Below are 24,372 nucleotides of genomic sequence, written 5' to 3' on the forward strand. Positions count from 1 at the left end.
CGGCAGGGTTGCCAGCGCCGAGCTTGCGAGGCGGTGGCTTGAGACCGGTGGCGATCGTCGGGCCCACCGCGACCGGCAAGTCCGCGCTGGGCATCGCGCTGGCCGAGCGGCTCGGCGGTGAAGTCATCAACGCCGACGCCATGCAGCTCTACCGCGGAATGGACATCGGCACCGCCAAGGTCACCCCGGCCGAGCGCCGCGGCGTGCCGCACCACCTGCTGGACGTGCTGGAGGTGCGGGAGACCGCCTCGGTGGCCGCCTACCAGCGCCAGGCCCGCGCGGTGTTCAGTGCGCTGCTCGACGCCGGCCGGGTGCCGGTCCTGGTCGGCGGCTCCGGCCTCTACGTGCAGGCGGTGCTGGACGAGCTGGACTTCCCCGGCACCGACCCGGGCCTGCGGGTCCGGCTGGAGGGCGAGCTGGCCGCGGCCGGCGCGCCGGCCCTGCACGCCCGGCTGGCCGGCCTCGACCCGGACGCGGCGCGGTCGATCCTGCCGAGCAACGGCCGCCGCATCGTCCGGGCGCTGGAGGTCATGGAGCTGACCGGCCGGCCGTTCTCCGCCACGCTGCCGCGCCCCGGACCGGCCCGCTACGGCACGGTGCTGATCGGGCTGGACGTGGACACCGCGGAGTTGGACACCCGGGTGGACGCCCGGGTGGCCCGGATGTTCGCCGCCGGCCTCGCCGCCGAGGTGCGCGAGCTGGAGAACCAGGGCCTGCGCGAGGGCCGCACCGCATCCCGGGCCCTCGGTTACCAGCAGGTCCTGGCCGCCTTCGACGGCGATTGCGACCTCGACGCGGCGGCCACCGAGACCGCCCGCGCCACCCGCCGGTTCGTCCGCCGCCAGCGCTCCTGGTTCCGCCGCGACGCCCGGATCACCTGGCTCGACGCCACCCGCCCCGACCTGGCCGACGCCGCGCTAGTCCGCCTCTCCGGAAATTTTTAATGCGGTTGCGTTCCAGCGAACGATGCGGTTGGCGGGCACGAGGCTGTGTCAACCCCTCGCCGACTAACCTGGTGGGGTGTCGGCCGGCATCCCGTTCCTCAAGGGGCACGGCACGGAGAACGACTTCGTGCTGCTGCCCGACCTCGACGCGGCCCTCGATCTGACCCCGGACCGGGTCCGCGCGCTGTGCGACCGGCAGCGCGGCCTCGGCGCCGACGGGGTGCTGCGCGTGGTCCGGCCCGGCGGCTGGTTCATGGACTACCGCAACGCCGACGGCTCGGTCGCCGAGATGTGCGGCAACGGGGCGCGGGTGTTCGCCCGCTACCTCGTCGACGCCGGCCTGGAGTCCGCGTCCGGGTTCGTGCTCGGCACCCGGGCCGGCCCGCGCCCGGTCGAGGTGCACCCGGATGGCGACGTGACCGTCCACATGGGACCAGTCAGCCTCCTCGGTTCCTCAGCCGCGACTGTGTCCACAGTGGACTATCTGGGCGTCGCCGTCGGCGTCGGCAACCCGCATCTGGTGTGCGTGCTGGACGGCGGTCTCGAGGAGCTGGACCTGACCGTCCCACCCGGACACGACGTGACGCTCTTTCCCAACGGTGTCAACGTGGAGTTCGCCGTACCCGATGGCCCGGACCGGGTGCGCATGCGCGTGCACGAGCGCGGCGTGGGGGAGACCCGCTCGTGCGGCACCGGCACGGTCGCCGTCGCCGCCGCGGTCCTCGGCGGCACCGGCAAGCTCACCGTCGACGTTCCCGGCGGCACCGTGCAGGTCACCATCGACGAGCACGGCAGCACGCTCACCGGCCCCGCGGTGTTCGTGGCCCGCGGCGAGCTCGACCCGGCCTGGTGGAACAGCGTCTAACCGGGCAGCCTCAGCTCCAGTTCGAGCCAGCGCGCCAGATCCTTGATCTCCCGGCCGATCGCCGCATTCATGGTCTTCGTGAACGGGACGTCCTGATGGATCGCGTCGACCCGAAGCACCCCGGCGGCCCGGTCGGCGGTGGCGTCCACCTTGCCCACCAGCCGGTCGCCGTACAGGACCGGCAGCGCGAAGTACCCCCACCGGCGCTTGGCGGCGGGCTTGTACATCTCCAGCTGGTAGTCGAACTCGAACAGCTCGACCATGCGCTTGCGGTCATGGATGAGCCGGTCGAACGGCGACAGCAACGCCGCGCGCCCGGCGAACGGCTGGCCCAGCTGGGCGGGATCCACCCGCCAGGTACCCCGGACCCCCTCGATCACGGCCGGCTCGCTGACCTCGCCCACATCCTCAGGTTCGACCGGGCATTCCGGCCCCTGGGCGCGGGCGATACCCAGCGAGCGCAGCCGCTTCTCGTTGCGGACGCGCAACGCCTCCTCGGCCGGGACCACCGGGTCATCGGGGTAGACCCGCGTCGCCAGGTCCCACAGCCGCTCGGCGCCCCGGCGTCCGGCCACGGCGACCTCGCCACGCTGCACCATGAGCTCCAGCAACTGCGTGACGTTGCGGTTGTTTGTCCACCCGCTCGACTTCCACGGCACCCAGCACGTGTCGGGAAGATCGCGCGACGGCAGCGGCCCCGACGACTCAAGCCGCTCGAGGATGTCCAGCCGGCACGCGTCGTTGGCGCGCACCCAGTCGCGGCGGTGCTCCCGCCAGGGGGACAGCTCCCCGCGCCCGGGCCACTCGGCCATCTCCGCCCGGTACAGCGCGAGATCCTCGCTGGGCCGGATCATCGCCCGCAGCTCCAGCAGCGTCCCGTCCGCCAGCGCGGCGTCCAGCTGGGCCGGTTTGTACGACGACCCGAGCCGGCTCCACGCCACCAGGTCCGCGTTCGGCGCGACCGCGGCGGTCGGATCGATCTGCAGCAAACTCAGCTGGCGCACCACGTCCAGTAGCTCAGCCGGCCGCGAGGCGTCCAGGAGCTGCGCCCGGACGGCGATGCGGCGCGCGTCGATGCGCGAAAGCATGTGGACAGTCAACAGGTGGGCCTTCCGGGTGTCACAGCTTCTGGTCCGGGCTGCACCAGCCCGTGACGAAATCCAGTACGTCGAGGACCGTGTCCTCGTCGTTCTCGCGGTTCTGTTCCTGTAGCCGCAACCGGAATGCCTCGAGCTGTTCCTGTACCCGCGTGCGGTCGGCTCCCGCGGCGAGCAGTTCGGCCACGACGTCGCGCAACCCTCGTAGGGGCTCGGGTGCCCGCAGACCCCGCTCGAACGCACCGAGCCAGTCGGGATCGGCCTGATTCTCGGTCATGGTGTCACCAGGCTCCACGTTCCTTGAGAAGAGGCAAGCAGGTTCTGGTATTCCGATATGGACATGGGGCGGCTCGGTTCGATGAAACCGTGACCGCCAGGGTTGTGCGGGTCCGGCCGGTAGGTCAGTCCCTCCGGGAGGTTGGCGCTGCCGATCCGCCAGACCGGATCCCGTCCGGTGCCACCGAACTCCGGCGGGCGGCGGTGCTGTGGCAGGTTGGTCGGCGAGTGCGGACTCACCGAGACCCCACCGGATCCCGGATGGACCATTCCATTGGAGTCGACCGGAATGTCCGTGCCCGGCCGTGCGCCTAAGGTTCGGGCGGACGGACCGATCTCGGGCACCCCGCCGTCGTTCTTCATGCCGCGGTAGAGCGGAACGCACGGGGTCAGGCCCAGCGGATCGGTTTCGCCGGTCGGATTGGACACGTAGGCCTGAGGATTGGGCGCGGGGCTCAGGCCGAGTGGGTCATTGTTCGCGAAGCGCCCACTCAGCGGTTCGTAGTACCGGTGGTAGTTGTAATGCAGCCCGGTTTCGGCGTCGTAGTACTGGCCGGGGAACCGAAGCGGGCACTGCGGACCGTCGCCCAATCCGGCGACCGCGGCACCCCACAGCGTGGTCCGCGAGTGCCAGGCGATGTCGCCGTCGGGGTCGACCATTTCCGTCGGTGTCCCGACGAGGTCCGTGACCAGGGCGTAGAACTGCTGGTCAACCCATTCCTGCGGTGCGTCACGGAGCGGTGCGCGCTCCGTTTGGGTGACCGGCCGAAACGTGTCGGTATCCCAGTTCCAGGTGGTCGTCGGCCCGCCGGAACGGGTCTGCTCGGCGAGCACGAGTTTGTCCCAGGTGAAGTCGACCTGTTCGGCCACGCCGCTTCCGTCGTCGGTGAGGCGAAGCTTCGCGACCCGGCGGCCGAGCGGGTCGTAGCGGTACCGCCACCGGGCGCCGTCCGGTGTGACGACGCCGGTCAGCCGGTCCTCGGAATCCCAGGTGTACCGCCAGATCAGGGTCTTGCCGGACAGCGTCCGGTGCTGCCGGGACACCACCCGGCCCTGCGGGTCGTGCCGGTAGTGCACGTTGCCGGCGCGGCGGATCACGGTGCCGGTGTGTTCCCGCTCACCCTGGGCCTCCAGATCGGGCACGCCGGCGGGAATCGGCCACGCCGCGGCGGTGATGTTGCCGGCCTGGTCGTAGGCGTACCGCTCGGTCCAGCCCGCCCCGTGCACGGCCGTGACCCGTCCGGCCGGGTCCAGTTCGAACCGGCGCGACCCGCTGAGCTGATCGGTGACGCCGATCAGGTGGCCGTCCGGCCGGTACTGGTAGGCGCGCTGCTGCACCAGCCGCATCTGCCGGGCGTCGGGCGGTGCGTACGGATCGGGTCCGGTGACCGTCTGGGAGGTCAGCCGGTGGCTCGCGTCCCACGCCTGGGTCAGCACCGCGCCCGCACCCAGCTCGCGCCGGATCTCCCGGCGGGCCGGATCGTAGGCGAACCGCAGCGTGTGGCCGGCGGTGTGCAGTGCGGTCGGCTGGCTGTTCGCGTCGTAATCCCACACCGACTCCGCACCCGACGGGGTGGTGCGGCGGATCCGCCGCCCGGCCGGGTCGTACACCGACGACACCACGCGCCCGTTGACCGACTCGGCGAGGATCCGGCCGAGGGGGTCACGCCGGATGCTCACCTCCGCGTCCGGACCGCTGGCCTGGATCAGGTGGCCGGCCGCGTCGTAGCCGAACCGGGTCACCCCGTCCGCCGCGGTCTTCTCGGTGACCCCGCCCAACGCGTCGTACGCATAGCGGACGGTCTCGCCGGCGCCGTTGGTGCGCTCGGTCAGCTGCCCGGCGGCGTCGTGGACGTAGCGAAGGGTGCGGTCGTTGAAGTCGGTCTCCGAGACCAGCCGGCCGGCGGGGTCATACGTGTAGCGCCACACCTTGCGCTGCGGGTTGGTGACGGAGACCAGGCGCAGCTGGCTGTCGTAGCCGAACTCGTACCGGGCGCCGCCGGGATCGGTCCGCGCGGCCGGCAGGTCGAACCCGGTGTACTCGGTGCGGTTGACCCGACCCACCGCGTCGACGTGCTCGAGCTGGTTGCCTTCACCGTCATAGCGCCAGCGCTCGGTGGCCCCGTCCGGCCGGGTCCGGGACAGGAGCTTTCCCTCCACCGTCCAGGTCAGCCGGTCCGCGCCGCCGACCGGGTCCACGATGTGCGCGATCCGGCCGAACACGTCGCGGACGTACCGGGTGGTCGCGCCGAGCGGGTCGGTGACGGCCACCGGCAGGCCGGCCGGGTCGGTGTCGAACCGCCGGGTGCCGCCGACCGGATCGGTGACCGCCGCGAGATGACCCGACGCAGTGTAGACGCAGCGGGTGGTCGCACCGGCCGGATCGGTGATCGCGACCAGGTTGCCGCGCTCGTCGTACTCCCGCCGCCACACCGTGCCGTCCGGGTCGGTGACCGTGACCGGCAATCCGAGCGCGTTGTACGTCGCCGTCACCGCTCGGCCGTCGGGGCGGACCAGGGTGACGACGTTGCCGTCTTCGTCGTAGGTGTAGCGGGTGGTGCGACCCAGCGGGTCGGTGCGGGACAGCGGCCGGTCGTACCGGTCCCACTCGAAGACGGTGGTGTTGCCGAGCGGGTCGATCTCGCGGGTCACCTGACCGGCGTCGTTGAGGTGGAAGCGGGTCTCGTGCCCCAGTGAGTCGGTGAAGATCGTGAGGCGGTCCTGGTAGTCGAAGCCGCCGGCCAGGAAACCACCCGAGCCCGCGTTGCGCACGCAGCGGCCATCGTCGTCGTAGGCGTAGGAGTACCACTGGCCGTTGCGGTCCTCCCAGCGAACGATCCGGCCGGCGCTGTCGTAGCCGAACCGCAGCGGCAGCCCGGAGGAGTTGACGACCTCGGTGAGCCGGCCGGCCTCGTCGTAGCGGTACCGCACGAGGACCACGTCACCGGTGCCGTCCTGGCCGAGCAGACGCAGCGTCGTGATCTGGCCGGCCTCGGTGTGCACACCGATCCGGTAGCCGCCGGAATGCCGCACCTCGGTCGGCTGACCGTCCTGGTCGCGGAGCACGTCGATGCGGTTGCCGTTGTGGTCGGTCATCGATGCCAGTCGACTCACAGCACCCGGCGTCGAAGCGAAATGCAGGGTCTGCCTGGATTCCGACCGCGTGATCGCGTAGCCGCTTTCCGTGCGGCGCAGCGGCCACCGGGGACCCTCCTGTGGCAGCACCGGTGCCGCCCCATCGGGCCTCGGGTAGACCAGGATCATGCCGTCCTCGGCGACGAACACGACGCCGTCCGCGTCGATCTCGAGCCGCTGGTCCACTGTGGACGCCCAGGACCGCCCGAACGCGCGGCCCGAGCGATAGGACGAGATGTGGGTTCGGGTCAGCACGAGCGGCAGCACGCCGTCCAACTCCACGTCGACCTGGTGCAGCACCATCTCGCCGGACGCCACGTCGATCGGGTCGTTCTGGCACCGCCGCCCGTTCACCGGGGACGCGGTGTCCCGGGGATTGTCGGGCCGGTTCGTGGTGGTGCCGGTTTCGGTTGGTGTGCCGCGGGTTGTGGTGCCGGAGCCGGGTCCGGTGGTAGTGCCGCTCGGAGTCGTGGTCTGCGCCGCGGCGGCGCGTTCGTCGCGCAGCCCGGTGGCGTTGTCGTGGGCGCTGGCGGCGGAGTGGGCGAGGTCGCCAGCGGCGCTGGCGGCTTGGGTTGCGCCGTACTGGACTTGCCGGGCGCCTTGGGCGGTGGTGACGATGCCTTGGCCGGCTTCGTTGGCGACGTTCAATGCGTCGTTGAGGTTGTGGATGTCTTTGATCTTGGATAGGGCGGTGCCGACCTGCTGGATGCCGTCGATGACCTGTTGGGCACCGGAGATGATGGCCCGGATGCCCTCGATCAACTGCATGATCGCGTTGTAGATCTGGATGCCGTCGTAGACCAGCTTGACCGCGCGGCCCCATCCGACGACGGGGATGGGGAGCATGGCGGCGGCTTCGATGAGCTTGTCCACCAACATCTTGATCAGATGCAGAATCTGATCGCAGGCCCGGCGGGATCCCTGGGCAACCTTGTTCAACGCGAACCCGATCAGGTTCGCTGCCTGTGCATCAGCCTCGATGCCCAGCGTCCAGGTCTGGCCGATGAGATTGCGGAACTTGTCGGCGGCGTCGCCGGTCCAGGCTCCCTGGAGTTCGCCGAGTCCGGCGTTCACATTGTTGCGGACGGCTTGCAGGGCGGCGGAGACGTTTTTCCACTGTCCGGCTTGTTCGGCGATCTTGTCGAAGTCGCCGGTGATCGGTTTGATGATGGAGTCGACCAGGCTTTCGCCGACGATCTTCTGCCACACCCAGTTCACTGCCTGCACTTCGAAGCCGGCGTTGGCGATCGCGTCGGCCACCTGCGGCCCGGTGTGCCCTTCCGGCGCCCGGTTGAGCATCGCCACGGGGTCGACGACGTCGGAGTAGGCCATCACTCGCCACCCAACCCGGCACCGGCCGCGGAGATCTGGGTAGCCCCGGCCTGATCCTGCTGCTCGTAGCCGGCGGCGGTCTTGTCCAGCCCGTCCTTGACCTCGGTCATCTTCCGATTGGCGAACTGCAGGGTCTCCGCATACAACCCCACGACGCCGTGCACGATCGGCACCAACAGAGCCAGCAACCCGGTGAACCCACTGGTATCCCCACCCTTGTCCCGCGCATGCTGCTCGATGCTTTGGAAGTGGCCGGCGGCCCGCTCCAGCATCCCGCTGTAGCCCCGCAACTCCTGCGGCTCAACATGGAACTGACCCGCCATCGAACCCACCCCTCAGATAGCGCGCTATTCCTCGTCGTCCTCGGACCGCTGGAACTGGTAACCCCTGCCCTCGTCGGGTTCGTCCGTGTCCTGCGGGGGTGCCGGCGGTCCGCCCATCTCGATGATGTCGTCGAGGTCCTGGCCCTCCTGGATCATCGTGTACGCCTGCTGCATGCCCTCCACGCCCGGCGTGAGCGCGGCCTGGATCTCCGGGTCGTCGAGGTGCCGGCCGGCGGCGATGTCCTGCCAGGACAGCTCGCCGGCATCGATCCGCTCCTGCAGCTCGCGCAGCTCCCGCGGCGCGTCCCCGCTCCGGGCGTGCTCCTCGATCAGCCGGATGTCCTCTTCGGACAGTTGGGTCTTCGGCGTCTCCCGTTCCACCTGCTTCGCCTCGACGATGGCCTGGTCGAGCGCCACCTCGGCCTCCTCCAGCCGGGCCAGCGCCTCGGTGATCTGCGGAGTCTGCCAGGCCTCGGCCCCGGTCATGACGATTCTCCCTGCTGCACAACGGCTTCGATGAACTCCTCGGGCGGGCGGTACCGGTGCTCGAGGACGTAGTGCGCGATCATGTCCGGCGCCGCGTACCGCGCGCCATTCTTGCCCTCGACCCGGATCTCCGCGAACCCCACCGGAAACTCCCCGGCGTCCGACTTGACCGTGATCGGCGGCGGCATCGGCTCGGCCGGCCGCGGGCACAGGTTGCAGTAGTGCCAGCCCCGCGTCCGGTTCACCGGGTCCCGGGCCAGTTCAACCAACCGCTCGGCGAACGCGGCCGGGACCTCGCCGGTGGCATACGGATGCGCCGCGTCCAGCCAGCCGACGTTGACCGACCCATCCTCGAACTCCGCCAGGTATCGGTACGGGGTGCCGTCCTCGAAATACGTCATGGATAGACCTCACGACACGCGGCCCAGTGCACGTTGCCCTGGTTCGGCCGCAACAGCTCCGACAGCCGGGTCGGCTGCGTCACCGTCACCGGCGTGCCCATGATATTCAGGCCGGTCGGCGGGCTCAGGACGTAGTTCGGCACCTGGGCCCCCGGCCCGAACGTCTCGTGCGGCGTGGCGGTGCCATGGCGCTCGATCCGGTTGCCCAGCGAGTCGCTGATCGTCGTGCCGTGCGGGCTGTAGAAGTTGAGGTGGGTTCCCGGCGGCACCGTCACCGTCGACGTGTCGCCGGTCGGGATCGTGCCGTGGCCGCTGAACACCAGCTCGTGGTCGGGCCGGTGCCCGGGCCGGAGGTCCGTGACGTTGCCGTTCGGGTCCACGGCGAAGCTCGACGCGCCGCTGCGGGTCGGGTTCGGGGTGCACGGCGTGAGGCCGAGCGGGTCGGCCCAGGTGTTCGGGTTGGGCACATAGGTGTGCGGGTTCGCGCTGCCGATCAGGCCGAGCGGATCATTGGACTCGTACCGGCCCGCCGACGGGTCGTAATAGCGCTGGTAGTTGTAGGCGTCGCCGGTCTCCGCGTCGTGGTACTGGCCGGGGAAGCGCAGCGGGCACTCCGGGCCTGCGCCGCCACGCGAGTATGCCCGGCCCCACAGCGTGGTCTGCAGCCGCCAGGCGACGTCGCCACCCGGGTCCAGCATCTCCACCGGGGTCCCGACGAGGTCGGTGACGATGGCGTAGAACCGCTGGTCCACCACCTCCTGCGGGGCCGTCCGCTCGATCTGGGCGACCGGGCGGATCGAACCGGGCGCCACCTCCCAGGTCGTCGTGGCCCCGCCGGTGGTCTGCTCGGCCAGAGCGAGGCCGTCCCAGGTGAAGATCGTCTCCTCGGCCACCTGCCCGTCGCCGCCCAGCCGCTGCTTGGCGACCCGCCGGCCGAACGCGTCGTAGACGTACCGCCATTCGGCACCGTCCGGCGTGGCGACGCCGACCAGCCGGTCCTCGGTGTCCCAGCGGTAGGCCCAGGTCCGCTGCTGCCCGGACAGCGTGTGGTGGCGCCGCAGCACCAGCCGGCCCTGCCGGTCGTGCTCGTACCGGGTCCGGCCGGCCCGGCGGATCAGCGTGCCGGCGTACTCCCGCGGCCCCTGCGCCTCGGCCGACTCCGCGTCCTCCGGCGCCGCCGGCCAGCCGGCCTGGGTGATGTTCCCGGCGGCGTCGTAGGCGTACCGCTCGGTCCAGCCCTGCCCGTGCACCGCGGTCACCCGGCCGGCCACGTCCAGGTCGAACCGGCGCGACCCGGCCAACCGGTCGTCGACGCCGGCCATCTGGCCGTCCGGCCGGTAGTGGTACCGCCGTGCCTGCACCAGCCGCGCGTCCCGGCCGGTCACCTGCTGGCCCACCAGCCGGTGGTTGACGTCCCAGGCCTGGGCCAGCACCGCACCCGCGTCGAGCTGCCGCCGCACCTCCCGGCCGGCCGTGTCGTATCCAAAGTGGACGGTGTGCCCGGCCGTGGTCAGCCGGGTCGGGTTGCTGTTGACGTCAAACGCCCACGTCGACTCCGCACCGCTGGGGGTGCGCCGGTGCGTGCGCCGGCCGAGCGCGTCGAACGCGGACCTTAGGGTGCGACCGTTCACCGTCTCGGCGAGCACCCGGCCCACCGGATCCCGCTCGTACTCGACCGCGACCTCGGGCGTCGCCGCGCGGATGAGACGGCCCGTCGCGTCGAAGCCGAACGTCGTGGTGACCGTGTCGCCGGACCGCTTCTCCACCACGTTGCCCAGCGCGTCCCGGACGAAGGAGGTGGTCTCGCCGGCCCCGTTGGTCCGCGCCACCAACTGGCCGGCGGCGTCGTGCTGGTAGGACAGGGTGCGGCCGTTGAAGTCGGTCTCCGACACCAGGTTCCCGGCGGCGTCGTAGGTGTACCGCCAGGTCAGGCCCTGCGGGTTGGTCACCGAGGTGAGCCGGAGGTTGGCGTCGTAGCCGAACTCCAGCCGGGTGCCGTCCGGGCCGGTGCGGGCCGTCGCCAGGTCGAGCCCGCCGAACTCGGTCCGGGACGTCCGGCCCAGCGCGTCCCGGTACTCGATCAGGTTGCCCTCGCCGTCGTAGGTCCACCGCTCGGTGGCGCCGTCCGGCAAGGTCCGGGACAGCAGCTTGCCCTCGATGCTCCAGCCGTAACGGGTGACCCCGCCGACCGGATCGATGACCGCGCTGATCCGGCCGAACACGTCGCGCTGGTACCGGGTTGTGGCGCCGAGCCCGTCGGTGGTGGACACGACGAGCCCGGCGGCGTCCGTCTCGACGCGGCGTACCCCGCCCGCCGCGTCGACCACCTCGGCGAGGGCGCCGCGGTCGTCGTAGCCGAAGCGCGTGACCGCACCGGCCGCGTCGGTCACCGTGACGACGTTGCCGCGCTCGTCGTACTCCCGTTCCGAGCGCAGGTCACCGGGCTCGACCACCGACGTGACCAGGCCGGCGTCGCCGTACTCGAGCGCGGTCCGCGCGCCGTCGGCCCGGGTGAGCGCGATAAGCCGGCCGGCGTCGTCGTATTCGAACCGGGCGGTCCGGCCGAGCGGGTCGGTGCGCGCGGTCAGCCGGTCCCGGGCGTCGTACTCGGAGGTCGTGGTGTGGCCGAGCGGATCGGTCTCGGCGACGACGTTGCCGCGCTCGTCGTAGCGGTAGGCCGTGGTGTGGCCGAGCGCGTCGGTGTACCGGGTGGTGCGGTCGTCGTCGTAGCTGAAGGTGCCGTTGAGCAGCCCGTCGGCGCCCTGGTTGGCGATGCAGCGGCCGCGCTCGTCGTAGAAGTACCGGTACCAGCGCCCATTCCGGTCCGTCCACTGGGTGAGCCGGCCGTCGCCGTCGTACCCGAACCGCAGCGGCAGGTTCGACGAGTTGATCACCTCGGCCAGGTCGCCGGCCGCGGTGTAGGCGTACCGGACGAGCGGGACGGCCGGGCCGTCCGCGGTGCGCAGCCGCAACTCCGTGACGCGACCGCCGTCGGTGGCCACGTCGAGGTGGTAGCCGCCGGAGTGCACGACCTCGGTGATCACCCCGGACGTGTCCCGCAGGAAGCTGATCAGGTTGGCGTTCTGGTCCGAGATCGAAACCAGTGGACTCACCGCACCCGGCGCACCCGCGAAGTGCAGCTCCTGGCGAGACTCCGGTTTGCCGATGGTGTAGCCGTTCTCCGTGCGGCGCAACGGCCAGCGCGGCCCGACCTGAGGCAGCACCTCGCCGCTGCCCGGATCGGGGTAGACCAGCAGCATCCCGTCGTCCGTGACGAACACGACGCCGTCCGCGTCGAGCTCCAGCCTTTGGTCCACTGTGGACGCCCAGGACCGCCCGAAGCCACGCCCCGCGCGGTAGGACGAGATGTGCGTGCGGCGCAGCACGAGCGGCAGCACACCGGGAAGGTCCACATCGGTCTGACCGAGGATGACCTCACCGGTGGTGACGTCGACCGGATCGCCGGAGGTGGTGCGGGCGCCCTCCGGTGTGCGCGTGGCATTGGGGTCAGCCGGCCGGTTCGTGCCGGGTTCGCTTGGTGCACCACGGGTTGTGGTGCCGGAGCCGGGTCCGGCCGTTGTGCTGCTCGGAGTGGTGGTTTGCGCTGCGGCGGTGCGTTCGTCGCGCAGGCCGGTGGCGTTGTCGTGGGCGCTGGCGGCGGAGTGGGCGAGGTCACCTGCCGCACCGGCGGCTTGGGTTGCACCGTACTGGACTTGGCGCGCGCCTTGGGCGGTCGTCACGATGCCCTGTCCGGCTTCGTTGGCGACGTTGAGCGCGTCGTTGAGGTTGTGAATGTCTTTGATCTTGGACAGGGCGGTGCCGACTTGCTGGATGCCGTCGATGACCTGCTGAGCACCCTGGATGATCGCCCGGATGCCTTCGATCAGTTGCATGATCGCGTTGTAGATCTGGATGCCGTCGTAGACGAGCTTGACCGCGCGGCCCCATCCCACCACCGGAATCGGCAGCATGGCGGCGGCCTCGATGAGCTTGTCCACCAGCATCTTGATCAGGTGCAGGATCTGGTCGCACGCGCGGCGGGACCCCTGCGCGACCTTGTTCAGTGCGAACCCGATCAGGTTGGCCGCCTGCGCATCAGCCTCGATGCCCAACGTCCAAGTCTGCCCGATCAGATTCCGGAAGCGGTCCGCGGCGTCGCCGGTCCACCCGCCTTGCAGCTCGCCGAGGCCGGCGTTCAAATTGTTGCGCACCGCCTGCAGCGCCGCGGAGACGTTCTTCCACTGGCCGGCCTGTTCGGCGATCTTGTCGAAGTCGCCGGTGATCGGCTTGATGATCGAGTCGACCAGGCTTTCGCCGACGATCTTCTGCCAGACCCAGTTGACGGCTTGTACTTCGAAGCCGGCGTTGGCGATCGCATCGGCCACCTGCGGCCCGGTGTGCCCTTCCGGAGCCCGGTTGAGCATCGCCACCGGGTCAACGACGTCCGAGTACGGCATTACTCGCCACCCCCGAGCCCGGCACCGGCGGCGGAGATCTGCGTGGCGCCGGCCTGATCCTGCTGCTCGTAGCTGGCGGCGGTCTTGTCCAGGCCGTCCTTGACCTCGGTCATCTTCCGGTTGGCGAACTGCAGGGTCTCGGCATACAACCCGACCACGCCGTGCACGATCGGTACGAGTAGAGCGAGCAACCCGGTGAACCCGCTGGTGTCGCCGCCCTTGTCCCGCGCATGCTGCTCGATGCTGTGGAAGTGGCCGGCGGCCCGCTCGAGCATCCCGCTGTAGCCGCGTAACTCCTGTGGCTCGACATGGAACTGACCCGCCATCGACCCGCCCTCCAGGCTCGGGAGTTCTCTCCGGAGCCTCAGAGCAGAGGCCCGACCACACCGTTCCCGATCGGGTCAAATCATGGGCTATCGCAAATCAGATCGGCCAACCCGCCGACGTGGGCCAGGTTGGTCAGCGCACGAGTGACCGGTGCATCTCCATCAGCTGCCGGACCAGATCCGCCCGCCCACCCGGCCCGACCCGGACCCGAGCCTCGCCCGCCTCCGTCATGACTCGGTTGAGAAACCGCCCGTTCTTCGTGTCCACGTACCGCAGCGGCTGATCCACCATCCGGTACCCGCCAGCCCCATCCCGCACCCCCATGAACATCTCCCCACCGCCGGTGTGCCGCAACGCCGCCACCCGCTGCACCTCCAACACCGCCGCATCCGCCGGCCGCAGGATCACCCCGGTGGCCGTCCGCTGCCGCCCCGCTCTCGTCGTGAGCAGATCGCTCCGCCGCACCGTCACCACCCGGCACCGCCCCGCCGCCACCTCCGGGGCCTGCGCAACCAGCGCCTCGACCAACTTCCGCTGCCGAACCTGGCTCAACCACACCGAGTTCGCATCCCGAATAGCCAGCACCCGCTCCGCCCCGACAGCCGCCACCAGCACCCCCCTGACCGCGCCGCCCACCTCGATGAACGCCCAGAACTCCGTCGCCGCCCGGCACAACACCGCCAACGACGCCAGCACCTCCACATCCAGCCGCCCCCGGCGGTCCACCGCCCCGAACCGCCCCAACTCCTCCAGGTACCGCCCCTCCACCTCCTCGTGCCCAGCCCGCGGCACCCACCGCACAGCCGGCCTCAGCACCGGATGCAACTCGCCCAACCCCTCGGCCCGCACCAGCCACGCCAGCAGATCGCCCGTAACCGTCACCGGATGAGCCAGCACCACCGCTACTCCACGATTTCCTCGGCCCCGATGACCGCCGGCGGCGTCAACTCGTCCGGCCCGAACAACTCGTCCGGATCCCCACCCAACAACCACTCCGGCCGCACATGCTCGTAGTCCTCACCGTCCGCCGGGCTCCCCGTCGGCCCCACCGGCACACCACCCGCCCCGGCGGCGCCACCCACACCACCCCGCCCGCCGGTTCGCTCACCTGACGCCATCCGCCCCGCATCCCGAGGCCCCGAGCCACGCCCACTGTCAGGCTCATGCCCACCGGCCCCACGCCCACCGGCTTCCGGTTCTCGCCCAGCACCGCGCCCACGCCCATCGGCCCCCGGCTCCCGCCCACGACCAGGCAAGCGCCCCTCCTCGGCTGGCGCCCGTCCTCCGCCGCTAGACCCGCCCCCGCCGAACCCGGCACCCGGCCGCCAGCTGCCCGGCGGCACCGGCGTCACACCGGCAAATCCACCCGTACCCGGCCGAGGCCCACCCGCCGGTCCACCCGCGTCCGGCCCCGCCTGCACCGGACCGCCCGCCGGCGGCATGAAACCCTCCGGCGCCGTCGACTGCGGCGGACCCGCCGTCCCAATCGGCCCGGCCCCGCCATGCTCAACCGGCCCCGGATCGTCAACCCCGCGCCGCGGCGGCGGCCCAACCGGCGGCCGCCCTACCGGCCCCGGTCCCGGCACCCCACCCCACTCCGCCACCGAGATCCCCGCATCGTCCACCTCAATCGACCCGTACGCCCCCGGCATCCCATCCGTGTTGTACGCACTCGCATCCTCATAGGCGACCATCGCATCCACATTGCGCTGACTCGCCTCGTCATGCAGAGCCTTCTGCCGCCCATAACTCACCATCTCGCCAGGCGACAACATCGGCCACGGATTCAGCCTCTCCGGCATCGGCGGCACCGGCACCACCGAATTCTTCGCCACATCAAACGACCCCACCTGCCGATGCGACAAATCCTGCGCCACGCTCACCTCCGGCACCGCCGCAGAATGCGCCACCACCATCGGCCCCGCCCCTCGCCGCGCCGCCCCCGCCGCCGCACCCCGCCACACCGACTCCATCGTCCCCATCAACCGCTTGATCGACGCCGCACTATCATCAAAATCATCAACCAACTCCCGCACAGCATCCGCCGCCCCAGCCAACCTCTCCCCACCCGGCGCACTCCGGAAGTTCTCGTAAATCTCCTCCGCCGACATCCCAAACATCCCTGAAGACATCTCAACGTCCCCCCTTCAAGGTCTGCACCACCGCCGAAGCAATCAGCTTCGCCCGATCACAGGATTTTTCTTTCAACTCGCCATGCTCGCCGATTCTGAATGCTAGTGTATCGGAGGCACCTATGGCGATATTGCACTGTCCTGATCGCCTGCCATCTGTCGCGTCATGAAAGACGGCGGGGTAGCCTTCTACCGTTGTTTCGATCCAATAGCCGTCAAACTGGCCTTGCTCGTGTCCCCGGTACAAATCGTCGAGACCGTGTGGATTCCCGGAAATGAAGCTGACGCCAACCGTGTTGCCCGCGACGCTGTTAGTCCACATACAGCCTGGCCCGACGTTCTTGGCTATGGCGCTGTCCGTGTCCGGTTCTCCCTGTGCTGGCAAGTTCAGCTCCCGTAGCTGCGTCGGGCTGAGCGTTGCGCACGGTTGAGCCAGGAATGTCGACACGTCTAGCGGCACGGTCACCTTCGGCGCGCCATGTTTAGTCGGGGTATTTGTGTTCGACGGATCCGACGAGCGTTCCGCCGTCGGCGTGGTCGTAGCTGGAATTGCGACACCGTTCGCAGTGGTCGAGCACCCGCCGATGATCAGCGCGATCACGACCCCGCCAGCAACCAGTGTTGTCCGTCGGCGCATTTACTCAGACTCCCGAGCCCTGGGTCTTCATGCGGGCCGTGTTCGTATCCTCGACGGCGGCATAGCTGGCTCGTGCGGCACTCAGCTTGGCGAGGTAATCGTCGGCGTAGTCGAGCAGAGCCTGGTTGTGCTCCTTGAGCTTCTCTAGTGACGTCCTGAACGCCCCAGCCTGCCCTTCGCTCATCAGGTCCTCGGCTGGCGGCGCGATAAGCTCGATAGCCCGGACGATCTTCTCGTCGCGTTTTTGGATCTTCTCGCGCTCTGCTCGCCACTGGGAGGCCACAAGATCCAGCTCGGCGAGGTCGGCGAAGACGTAGGTGCCCGCGCCTCCGCCGCCAAAGGGGTCCTGGCCGAGCAGGTCGCCGAAGACACTGCCGACGCGGCCGAGAGCCTCGTTCTCGTCCACCCTCATCCCTCCTCGTCAACCGCATGAGGGCGACCATCCGCGGCCTGCCGGTCGCAGGTGGCAATTTGCCGTCACTGACGATACAGAAGACGCTCCGCTTCGTGACGAGGTTCCACCCGACCGGAGGACTCAGCTATCGCCCATGGCGAGGTAGGCGGGCCGGAGCAGGTCGGTGACCGCTTTGCCGTGCGCTTCGAGAAGCAGCGGGTCCCGCTCGCGAAGAACGGCGTCGGGAATGACGATGTCCTGCTGGCCAGCGTCGACCGGCGTGAGCCGTGATCGGCACGAGAAGTACCCGTCAACACGGTCGGCAAGGTCATCTTGGGGGAGGGACCGCAGTTCATCCCAGATCGACCGGCGCGGCGCTTCCGCCGTCGATTCCGAGGAACCACGCAGGGTGCGCAGATTGGCGAGCAGAGTCGCCTTGTCGCGGCCGCGCCAGGTGAGGACCAGGAAGGGGTCGCCGTCAAACGCCTCGGCGAGCAGGTAGAGGGTGGCGGCGACATGCTTGCAGGGGACCGACCAGTCGGGGCAGCTGCACTCCATGGTCAGCTCGCCGGCATCGCGCGGGAACAATGACAGGCCCAGATCGTCGAACACGTCCTCGAGGTCCTCGGGCATCTCACCGGCCAGGAGCTTGGCGCTGAAGATCGCGGCCTCGGCAATGGCGTTTTCGACGCGTTCCCAGTGGGTCGCCCAGATCTGCCGAATGTCAATGCGCACCTGGTACGGCTTCGGCCGCGAGCCCTGCACGGAGGAAACCACGGAACCGGCCGTGACCTCCAGGTTCAACACCTGACCGGCCCGGGCGTAGGAGCGGCCGCGAGCCAGCCGGCCGCCCAGCTCGAGCGATTCCAGCACCTCGATGAACCGCCGCGACCACCAACTGCTGCCGATCGCGCCGCGCCGGCTGCGCGCACGGATGCCGTTGTCCACCCGGATCGGGCCGGACTTCACAAAGTCGGGTTCGTCCCAGAATGGCATGGCTACTCCGAGACCGCGTCGGCGGACAAGGCGAACACCTCGCGGAGGTCCGCGGTGGACAGCTCGGTGAGCCAGTTCTCCCCGGTGCCGATCGTCATGCGGGACAGCGACTTCTTCTGCTCGATCAGCTCGTCGATCCGCTCCTCCAGCGTTCCCACGCAGACGAACTTGCGCACCTGCACGTTCCTCCGCTGCCCGATGCGGAACGCACGGTCAGTGGCCTGATCCTCGACCGCCGGGTTCCACCACCGGTCAACGTGAATCACATGGTTGGCCGCCGTCAAATTGAGACCCGTACCGCCGGCCTTCAACGACAACAAGAAGATCGGCGGACCATCGTCCGACTGGAACGCGGAGACCATCGCGTCACGCTTCCGCTTGGCCGTTCCACCGTGCAGGTACAGGACCTCCTGGCCGAACCGGTTCGCCAGATGCCCGGACAACAGGGAACCGAACTCGGTGAACTGCGTGAAGCACAACGCCTTCTCACCGGAGGCGAGGACCTCCTCGAGGATCTCCTCCAGCCGGGCCAGCTTCCCGGACCGTCCGGCCAGCCGGGTGCCGTCCTTGAGCAGGTGCGCCGGATGGTTGCAGACCTGCTTGAGCTTCGTCATCGTGGCCAGCACCAGGCCGCGGCGCTCGATGCCCTCACTGTTCTCGATCTTGACGAGCATGTCGTCCACCACGGCCTGGTACAGCGAGGCCTGCTCCGCGGTCAGGTTGCACAGTACGTTCATCTCGATCTTCTCGGGCAGGTCGCCGATGATCGTGGGGTCGGTCTTCACCCGGCGCAGCAGCAGCGGCCCGGTGATCTTCTTCAGCCGGGCGGCCGCGTCCTCGTCCTGGTGCCGCTCGATCGGCACCGCGAACTTCTCCCGGAACGCGGACAGCGTGCCGAGCAGCCCGGGGTTCACGAAGTCCACGATGGACCACAGCTCGGCGAGCCGGTTCTCCACCGGCGTTCCGGTCAGCGCGATCCGCTGCTCGGCGGGCAGCGCGCGCACGGCCGCGCTCTGCTTCGTGGCGCTGTTCTTGATGTTCTGCGCCTCGTCGAGCACCACCCGGCGCCAGGAGACCTGACTGAGCAACTCCGCATCCCGTGTGGCCACGGCATACGTGGTGATCACCAGGTCGGCCGCCGCCATGATGTCCTTGTCCCGCAACCGATCCGAGCCATGATGCACGTGCACGGTCAGGTCCGGGGTGAAGCGTGCGGCCTCCCGCTGCCAGTTCCCGACCACCGACATCGGGCAGATCAGCAGCGTCGGCCCGCCCGGGTCGCGCAGCACCAACGTCAGCGTCTGCAGGGTCTTCCCGAGCCCCATGTCGTCGGCGAGCACCGCGCCGAGCCTCAGGTCGTCCAGGAACGCCAGCCACGACACACCCCGCTGCTGATACGGCCGCAACGTCGCGGCCAGCCCCGCCGGCGCCGGGACCGGCTCGAGTCTCCTGTCAAGCTGCCCGGACAGCAGGTCACCGACCCAGCCCGTCGCCTCGACGCCCACCACCGGAAGATCGGCATCGGCCGGCGCCAACCCGGAACCCGTGCGCAGCAGGTCGGCCACCGACATCTGGCCACCATCCTGCCGGTCCACGAACGCCAGCGCCTTGCGCAGCCGGATGTGGTCCACCTCCACCCACTGACCACGCATCCGCACCAGCGGCGCCTTCGCCCGAGCCAACTCCGCCAGCTCCTCGCGGGTCAGCACCTGGTCCCCGAGGGCCACCTGCCACCGGTAATCCACCAGCGAAGCCATGTTGACCCGGCTCCCACCCGCCACCACGCCCGGCGTGCCGGGGCTGGAACCGGTCAGCTTCAGCCCGACCCCACCCGCCTGCCACGTCGCCGGCAGCAGCACCCCGAACCCGGCCTGCGCCAGCACCGGCGCCGCACCCCGCAGAAACAGGTACGCACCCGTGGTGTCCATGACCAGACCCGTGGGCGCGGCCGAGCGCAACGCTTCGTCAAGCTCGGGCCAGAGCCGGCTCGCCCGCCCCAGCTCGGTCAGCAGCGCCTCCTGGGGGCGCTCGACGTGCCGGCCGAACACCGACGTCTCCGACCGCCAGACCTCCGCGGCGCCGACGACCAGGCTCGGCTCCGCCACGTCCTGCATGAGGAACTCCAGCGGCCACTCGTCCTCGTCGTCCTCCGGCGGCACCAGCCGGAAGCAGACCCGCACCTCCTCCGACGCCTCAGCGGCCGAATGCTCCCAGCCCGCGAGCGTCTCGCGCAGCGAGGCCAACTCGGCGGCCGGCGCGGAGACAAGGGCATCCGGGCCGGTGAGCGCAGCCAGCCAGGCCTCGGTCACCGTGGCAGGCCGCCCCGACAACCAGGGCTCCAAGACCTGACGCACCACGCCGTCGGTCAGCGCGAACAACGCGTCCCACAACGCCTCCGGCCGGTCCCCCTCCGCCCGCAGCACCGGGGGAACGGCCGCCGCCAACGCACGTAGCCGCTCGCGATCGGGCACTGCCGGGACCGGTACCCACCGGGCCGACCCATCCCCGGTGAGCGTCGGCGCCACCCGCCGCCGCGCCACGAAATCCCGCGCGGTCGCGGCCAGTTCGGCGAGGAACCGCACCGAGTCGCCCAGCGGCGCGCACCCGACCGAACCGCCCTCGTCGTACTCCAGGAACAGCTTGCCCCGCAACAGATCCAGCACCCCGAGCGCCGTGTCGATGTCGAACAGCACCGCCGGCACCACTTTCCGCGCCAACCGTGTCCGGCCCGGCAGCAGCAGGGTGAGCTCGCCGGTGGTCGCCTTGTGCGCCAGCCCGTTCACCGCGGAGTTGGCCAGCAGGTCCACGATTGCCGACGCGGGCGGGCGGTCCTCACCCCACAGCGCCAGCCGATTGCCGGCCGACCAGACCGCGTGCACGACGAACACGCGGCAACGGTAACCCGCCGCACCGACACGCCCACGGCCGGCACGCGGAATAACTAAGTCGATGTGCTCGCTGAATTCATGCGACCATGGAATAGGCACACCCCACGAGAGAGGAACGGGTTCACCAGGTGACAGAGGATTTCGACATGCGGGCCGGCAGTGTCAAGCCTGACGACGCCCCCGACCTCTCCCTCGGCGAACTCGAGCTCTCCGACCGGGCGGCGTTGCGCCGGGTGGCCGGGCTGTCCACCGAGCTCGCCGACATCACCGAGGTCGAGTACCGCCAGCTGCGCCTGGAACAGGTCGTGCTGGTCGGGGTCTGGACCGAGGGCAGCGCGCAGCGCTCCGAGGCGTCCCTCGCGGAGCTGGCCCGGCTCGCCGAGACCGCCGGCTCCGAGGTGCTTGAGGGCCTGATCCAGCGGCGTCCCCGGCCGGACCCGGCCACTTACATCGGCAGCGGCAAGGTCGAGGAGCTGGCCGGCGTGGTGGCCGCGACCGGCGCCGACACCGTGATCTGTGACGGTGAGCTGTCGCCGAGCCAGCTCCGCCAGCTCGAGTCGCGGCTCAAGGTCAAGGTGATCGATCGGACCGCGCTGATCCTGGACATCTTCGCCCAGCACGCCCGGTCCCGGGAGGGCAAGGCGCAGGTCGAGCTGGCTCAGCTGCAGTACTTCCTGCCCCGGCTGCGGGGCTGGGGCGAGGCGCTGTCCCGGCAGGCCGGCGGCCGGGCCGGGGGCGCGAGCGGCGGCGTGGGTCTGCGTGGTCCCGGTGAGACCAAGCTGGAGACCGACCGGCGCCGGATCCGCGCGCGGATCTCCAAGCTCCGCCGGGAGATCACCGCGATGGAGGTGGTCCGGGAGACCAAGCGCGGCCGCCGCACGGCCAACGAGGTACCCAGCGTGGCGCTCGCCGGCTACACCAACGCCGGAAAGTCCAGCCTGCTCAACGCGTTGACCGGGGCCGGCGTGCTGGTGGAGGACGCGCTGTTCGCCACCCTCGACGCCACCACCCGGCGGTCCACCACCGCGGACGGCCGCACGTACACGCTCACCGACACGGTCGGGTTCGTCCGGCACCTGCCGCACCAGATCGTCGAGGCGTTCCGGTCCACGCTGGACGAGGTGGCCGACGCCGACCTGATCGTGCACGTGGTGGACGGCGCCGACGCGAACCCGGAGTGGCAGGTGTCCGCCGTGCGCGAGGTGCTCGGCGAGATCGAGGACCGCCGCGACGTGCGGCTGCCGCCGGAGCTGGTGGTGGTCAACAAGGTGGACGCGGCCAACCAGGTGTCGCTCGCCCGGATGCGCCACCTGCTGCCGGGCGCGGTGTTCGTCTCCGCCCAGACCGGCGCTGGCATCGAGACGCTGCGCGAGCGGATCGCCGAGCTGCTGCCGCGGCCGGACCGCGAGGTCGAGGTGCTGGTCCCGTACACCCGCGGCGAGCTGGTCGCCCGGGTGCACCGGGAGGGCGAGGTGCTCACCGAGCGGCACACCGAGGAGGGCACGGCGCTGCGCGCTCGGGTCAAGCCCGACCTCGCCGGCGTGCTGTCCGAGTTCTCCGTCAACGGCACGCCTGCCTAGGTCACCGCGTCGCCCGGGATACCGTGGCGGGGTGCGCGTGCTGGTGCTCCTATTTGTGGGGCTGCTCGCCGGCGCCGGCTGGGTGCCGGCTTCGGCGACACCTTCGGCATCGGCCGACCCGAACCTGCCGGTCGACGCGTGCGTGATGAACGACAAGCGGCTGAACGAGCTGTCCGGGCTGGTCGCCGACGCCGACCACTGGTACGCGATCAATGACGGCGGCACGAAGTCGACGGTCTACGTGCTGTCCAAGGAGTGCACGGTCGAGAAGGTGATCAGCGGCCCGACCGACCCGTACGACGTGGAGGACCTGGCCCGGTCCGCGGACGGCACGTTCTGGCTCTCCGACACCGGCGACAACGACAAGAAGCGCACCACGGTCGCGCTGATCGCGTTGACGCCGGCCGGGAAGACCACGCTGTACCGGCTGACCTACCCGGACGGCCCGCACGACACCGAGGCGCTGCTGCTCGACAAGAACAACGTGCCGTACCTGATCGCGAAGAACCCGCTCGGGGTGGCCGACATCTACCGCCCGGCCGGCGCGCTGGCGAGCCCCGGCCCGACCGCACTGGAGCACGTCGGCGCGATCCACCTGACCAGCACGCAGACCCCGGGCGGACCCATTCCTCCGCTGGTCGGCTCCGTGACGGTGACCGGCGCGGCGTCCACCGCGGACGGTTCGGTGGTGGCCGTGCGTACCTACACCGACGCCTACCTCTACCCGGTGCCGGACGGCGATCTGCTTGCCGCGCTGGGAAAGCAGCCGCTGCGGGTGGGGCTGCCGAACGAGAAGCAGGGCGAGGCGGTCGCGTTCGAGCCGAACGGCGCGCTGCTGTCGGCGTCCGAAGGGGTGGGCCAGCCGATCCGGGTTCTCGCCGGTGCCGCGGATCTGGTCGCGCCCAAGCCGGCGCCCGCCGCCGGCAAGGGCGAGACTGACGGCGCCCCGGCCGAGGCGCCGGCTCGGAAGGCCGGGCTGCCGACCCTGCCGGCGATCGGCCTCACCGTCGCCATCCTCCTTGTCTTCCTGCTCTTCGCCCGCCGCCGCAAGCGGACCTAGAACCGGTGATCGGGCGGGATGCATCGCAAGGCCGCACCGAGCGTGGCGTACGTCTTTGTGTACGCGAGCGAGGGAGAACGCAGCGAGGCGCCCGCCCGGCGCCGGTTCAAAGACGGCGCAGGACCGCGACCACTTTGCCGAGGATCGTGGCCTCGTCGCCGGGAATGGGTTCGAACGCGTCGTTGTGCGGCAGCAGCCAGACGTGGCCGTCCTTGCGTTTGAACGTCTTGACCGTGGCCTCGCCCTCGATCATGGCGGCCACGATGTCGCCGTTGTCGGCGGTGGGCTGCTGGCGCACCACCACCCAGTCGCCGTCGGTGATCGCCGCGTTGATCATCGACTCGCCGGTGACGCGCAACAGGAACAGCGCGCCGTCGCCGACGATCTCCCGGGGCAGCGGGAAGACGTCCTCGATGGCCTCCTCGGCGAGGATCGGGCCACCGGCCGCGATCCGGCCGAGCACCGGAACGTAGGTGGGTCGCGGCGCCTGGGCCGGGTCGGGCTCCTCGGTGAGGGGCGGCGGCGCGGCCAGCGTGGCCGGGTCGGCGTCGGGCGGCAGCACCCCGATGGCCCGCGGCCGGTTCGGGTCTCGCCGCAGGTAGCCCTTCTGCTCCAGCGCCCGCAGTTGGTAGGACACCGACGAGGTGGAGGTCAGCCCGACCGCCTCACCGATCTCCCGGACGCTCGGCGGGTAACCGAACCGCTCGACCCAGGTGCGGATCACCTCGAGGACCTCACGCTGACGCTCGGGAAGGTCTCCGCCCTCTGCGGCGTTGTCGATGTCCGGGAAGCTCCGCAGGTTGCCGCGCAACGGCTTCCGCTTGGGTATGCCCTTCGGTACTCCACCTGGTTTGCGTGGCACTGCGGTTCCTCCCGTACGGCCGGGAACGTGGGCGCACGTCCCGGTGCTGGTCTGCTGTTTTGGACGCTAGCCCGCGCCGCGCACTAGATCAAACACCTGTTCGACGACACGCCGGGCGAGTCTCGATTTTGTCGGTGGGGCGTGGTACACATTCGCACGAAGGTTCGATCGAACCCCTGT

General features: G+C 70.3%; 19 protein-coding genes. 4 read left to right on the top strand and 15 right to left on the bottom strand.

Annotated features, from left to right (window positions below; translation table 11 throughout):
- Positions 1-38: 38 nt before the first annotated feature.
- Both miaA and dapF read left to right on the top strand, forming a co-directional pair.
- Positions 39-944 carry a tRNA (adenosine(37)-N6)-dimethylallyltransferase MiaA gene (miaA, locus tag VGR06_RS03425; RefSeq protein ID WP_327557452.1) on the top strand — a complete coding sequence of 302 codons (906 nt, stop codon included), beginning with the start codon at positions 39-41 and terminating at the stop codon, positions 942-944.
- A gap of 76 nt (positions 945-1,020) precedes the next feature.
- Positions 1,021-1,809 carry a diaminopimelate epimerase gene (dapF, locus tag VGR06_RS03430; RefSeq protein WP_327557453.1) on the top strand — a complete coding sequence of 263 codons (789 nt, stop codon included), beginning with the start codon at positions 1,021-1,023 and terminating at the stop codon, positions 1,807-1,809.
- On the opposite strand, the gene VGR06_RS03435 is transcribed toward dapF, so the two are convergent.
- The 14 genes from VGR06_RS03435 to VGR06_RS03500 all read right to left on the bottom strand — a co-directional run bounded on the left by VGR06_RS03435 (position 1,806) and on the right by VGR06_RS03500 (position 20,690).
- Positions 1,806-2,897: a DNA glycosylase AlkZ-like family protein gene (locus tag VGR06_RS03435; protein ID WP_327557454.1), complete on the bottom strand. Its 1,092-nt coding sequence runs from the start codon at positions 2,895-2,897 to the stop codon at positions 1,806-1,808. The genes dapF and VGR06_RS03435 overlap by 4 nt on opposite strands.
- Before the next feature lie 31 nt (positions 2,898-2,928).
- Entirely contained in the window at positions 2,929-3,183 is a 255-nt protein-coding gene (locus VGR06_RS03440) for a hypothetical protein (protein ID WP_327557455.1), read from the bottom strand.
- A complete protein-coding gene (locus VGR06_RS03445) occupies positions 3,180-7,649 on the bottom strand; it encodes a DUF6531 domain-containing protein (protein ID WP_327557456.1) in 4,470 nt (1,489 codons plus the stop codon). Before VGR06_RS03445 ends, VGR06_RS03440 begins: the two co-directional genes overlap by 4 nt.
- Positions 7,649-7,972 carry a type VII secretion target gene (locus VGR06_RS03450; RefSeq protein WP_327557457.1) on the bottom strand — a complete coding sequence of 108 codons (324 nt, stop codon included), beginning with the start codon at positions 7,970-7,972 and terminating at the stop codon, positions 7,649-7,651. Before VGR06_RS03450 ends, VGR06_RS03445 begins: the two co-directional genes overlap by 1 nt.
- A gap of 24 nt (positions 7,973-7,996) precedes the next feature.
- Positions 7,997-8,458: a hypothetical protein gene (locus VGR06_RS03455; protein WP_327557458.1), complete on the bottom strand. Its 462-nt coding sequence runs from the start codon at positions 8,456-8,458 to the stop codon at positions 7,997-7,999.
- Positions 8,455-8,859, bottom strand: coding sequence for a hypothetical protein (locus VGR06_RS03460; RefSeq protein WP_327557459.1), 405 nt, complete (start codon positions 8,857-8,859; stop codon positions 8,455-8,457). The genes VGR06_RS03455 and VGR06_RS03460 overlap by 4 nt, the downstream gene beginning before the upstream one ends.
- The gene (locus tag VGR06_RS03465) at positions 8,856-13,316 is read right to left on the bottom strand and encodes a putative adhesin (protein ID WP_327557460.1); all 4,461 of its coding nucleotides are present in this window, start codon (positions 13,314-13,316) and stop codon (positions 8,856-8,858) included. Before VGR06_RS03465 ends, VGR06_RS03460 begins: the two co-directional genes overlap by 4 nt.
- Positions 13,316-13,642, bottom strand: a complete 327-nt coding sequence (locus tag VGR06_RS03470) for a type VII secretion target (protein WP_327557461.1) — start codon at positions 13,640-13,642, stop codon at positions 13,316-13,318. The genes VGR06_RS03465 and VGR06_RS03470 overlap by 1 nt, the downstream gene beginning before the upstream one ends.
- Positions 13,643-13,775: 133 nt before the next feature.
- Positions 13,776-14,543, bottom strand: coding sequence for an ESX secretion-associated protein EspG (locus VGR06_RS03475; protein ID WP_327557462.1), 768 nt, complete (start codon positions 14,541-14,543; stop codon positions 13,776-13,778).
- Positions 14,544-14,545: 2 nt separating this feature from the next.
- Positions 14,546-14,692: a hypothetical protein gene (locus tag VGR06_RS03480; RefSeq protein ID WP_327557463.1), complete on the bottom strand. Its 147-nt coding sequence runs from the start codon at positions 14,690-14,692 to the stop codon at positions 14,546-14,548.
- Between the two features lie 1,084 nt (positions 14,693-15,776).
- Positions 15,777-16,376 carry a DUF3558 domain-containing protein gene (locus VGR06_RS03485; RefSeq protein WP_327557464.1) on the bottom strand — a complete coding sequence of 200 codons (600 nt, stop codon included), beginning with the start codon at positions 16,374-16,376 and terminating at the stop codon, positions 15,777-15,779.
- Between the two features lie 40 nt (positions 16,377-16,416).
- Positions 16,417-16,818, bottom strand: a complete 402-nt coding sequence (locus VGR06_RS03490) for a PE domain-containing protein (protein ID WP_327557465.1) — start codon at positions 16,816-16,818, stop codon at positions 16,417-16,419.
- Positions 16,819-16,947: 129 nt separating this feature from the next.
- Positions 16,948-17,802, bottom strand: coding sequence for an SWIM zinc finger family protein (locus VGR06_RS03495; protein ID WP_327557466.1), 855 nt, complete (start codon positions 17,800-17,802; stop codon positions 16,948-16,950).
- 2 nt (positions 17,803-17,804) lie between these two features.
- Positions 17,805-20,690, bottom strand: a complete 2,886-nt coding sequence (locus VGR06_RS03500) for a DEAD/DEAH box helicase (protein WP_327557467.1) — start codon at positions 20,688-20,690, stop codon at positions 17,805-17,807.
- A gap of 146 nt (positions 20,691-20,836) precedes the next feature.
- On the opposite strand from VGR06_RS03500, the gene hflX reads away from it, so the two are divergent.
- Together hflX and VGR06_RS03510 are read left to right on the top strand one after the other, a co-directional pair.
- Entirely contained in the window at positions 20,837-22,270 is a 1,434-nt protein-coding gene (gene hflX / locus VGR06_RS03505) for a GTPase HflX (protein ID WP_327557468.1), read from the top strand.
- 37 nt (positions 22,271-22,307) lie between these two features.
- Positions 22,308-23,330 carry a hypothetical protein gene (locus VGR06_RS03510; protein ID WP_414637142.1) on the top strand — a complete coding sequence of 341 codons (1,023 nt, stop codon included), beginning with the start codon at positions 22,308-22,310 and terminating at the stop codon, positions 23,328-23,330.
- Positions 23,331-23,436: 106 nt separating this feature from the next.
- Here VGR06_RS03510 and lexA read toward each other — a convergent pair whose 3' ends face one another.
- Positions 23,437-24,129, bottom strand: coding sequence for a transcriptional repressor LexA (lexA, locus tag VGR06_RS03515; protein ID WP_327557480.1), 693 nt, complete (start codon positions 24,127-24,129; stop codon positions 23,437-23,439).
- Between the last annotated feature and the right edge of the window lie 243 nt (positions 24,130-24,372).

It is taken from the genome of Actinophytocola sp., assembly GCF_036002505.1.
In the GTDB taxonomy this organism is placed as follows: Bacteria; Actinomycetota; Actinomycetes; order Mycobacteriales; family Pseudonocardiaceae; genus DASYTH01.

Bases quoted from the DNA above. Each gene is read 5' to 3' on its own strand.
- VGR06_RS03435 (WP_327557454.1), bottom strand. From the start codon at position 2,897: ATGCTTTCGCGCATCGACGCGCGCCGCATCGCCGTCCGGGCGCAGCTC.
- VGR06_RS03440 (WP_327557455.1), bottom strand. From the start codon at position 3,183: ATGACCGAGAATCAGGCCGATCCCGACTGGCTCGGTGCGTTCGAGCGG.
- VGR06_RS03445 (WP_327557456.1), bottom strand. From the start codon at position 7,649: ATGGCCTACTCCGACGTCGTCGACCCCGTGGCGATGCTCAACCGGGCG.
- VGR06_RS03450 (WP_327557457.1), bottom strand. From the start codon at position 7,972: ATGGCGGGTCAGTTCCATGTTGAGCCGCAGGAGTTGCGGGGCTACAGC.
- VGR06_RS03455 (WP_327557458.1), bottom strand. From the start codon at position 8,458: ATGACCGGGGCCGAGGCCTGGCAGACTCCGCAGATCACCGAGGCGCTG.
- VGR06_RS03460 (WP_327557459.1), bottom strand. From the start codon at position 8,859: ATGACGTATTTCGAGGACGGCACCCCGTACCGATACCTGGCGGAGTTC.
- VGR06_RS03465 (WP_327557460.1), bottom strand. From the start codon at position 13,316: ATGCCGTACTCGGACGTCGTTGACCCGGTGGCGATGCTCAACCGGGCT.
- VGR06_RS03470 (WP_327557461.1), bottom strand. From the start codon at position 13,642: ATGGCGGGTCAGTTCCATGTCGAGCCACAGGAGTTACGCGGCTACAGC.
- VGR06_RS03495 (WP_327557466.1), bottom strand. From the start codon at position 17,802: ATGCCATTCTGGGACGAACCCGACTTTGTGAAGTCCGGCCCGATCCGG.
- hflX (WP_327557468.1), top strand. From the start codon at position 20,837: ATGCGGGCCGGCAGTGTCAAGCCTGACGACGCCCCCGACCTCTCCCTC.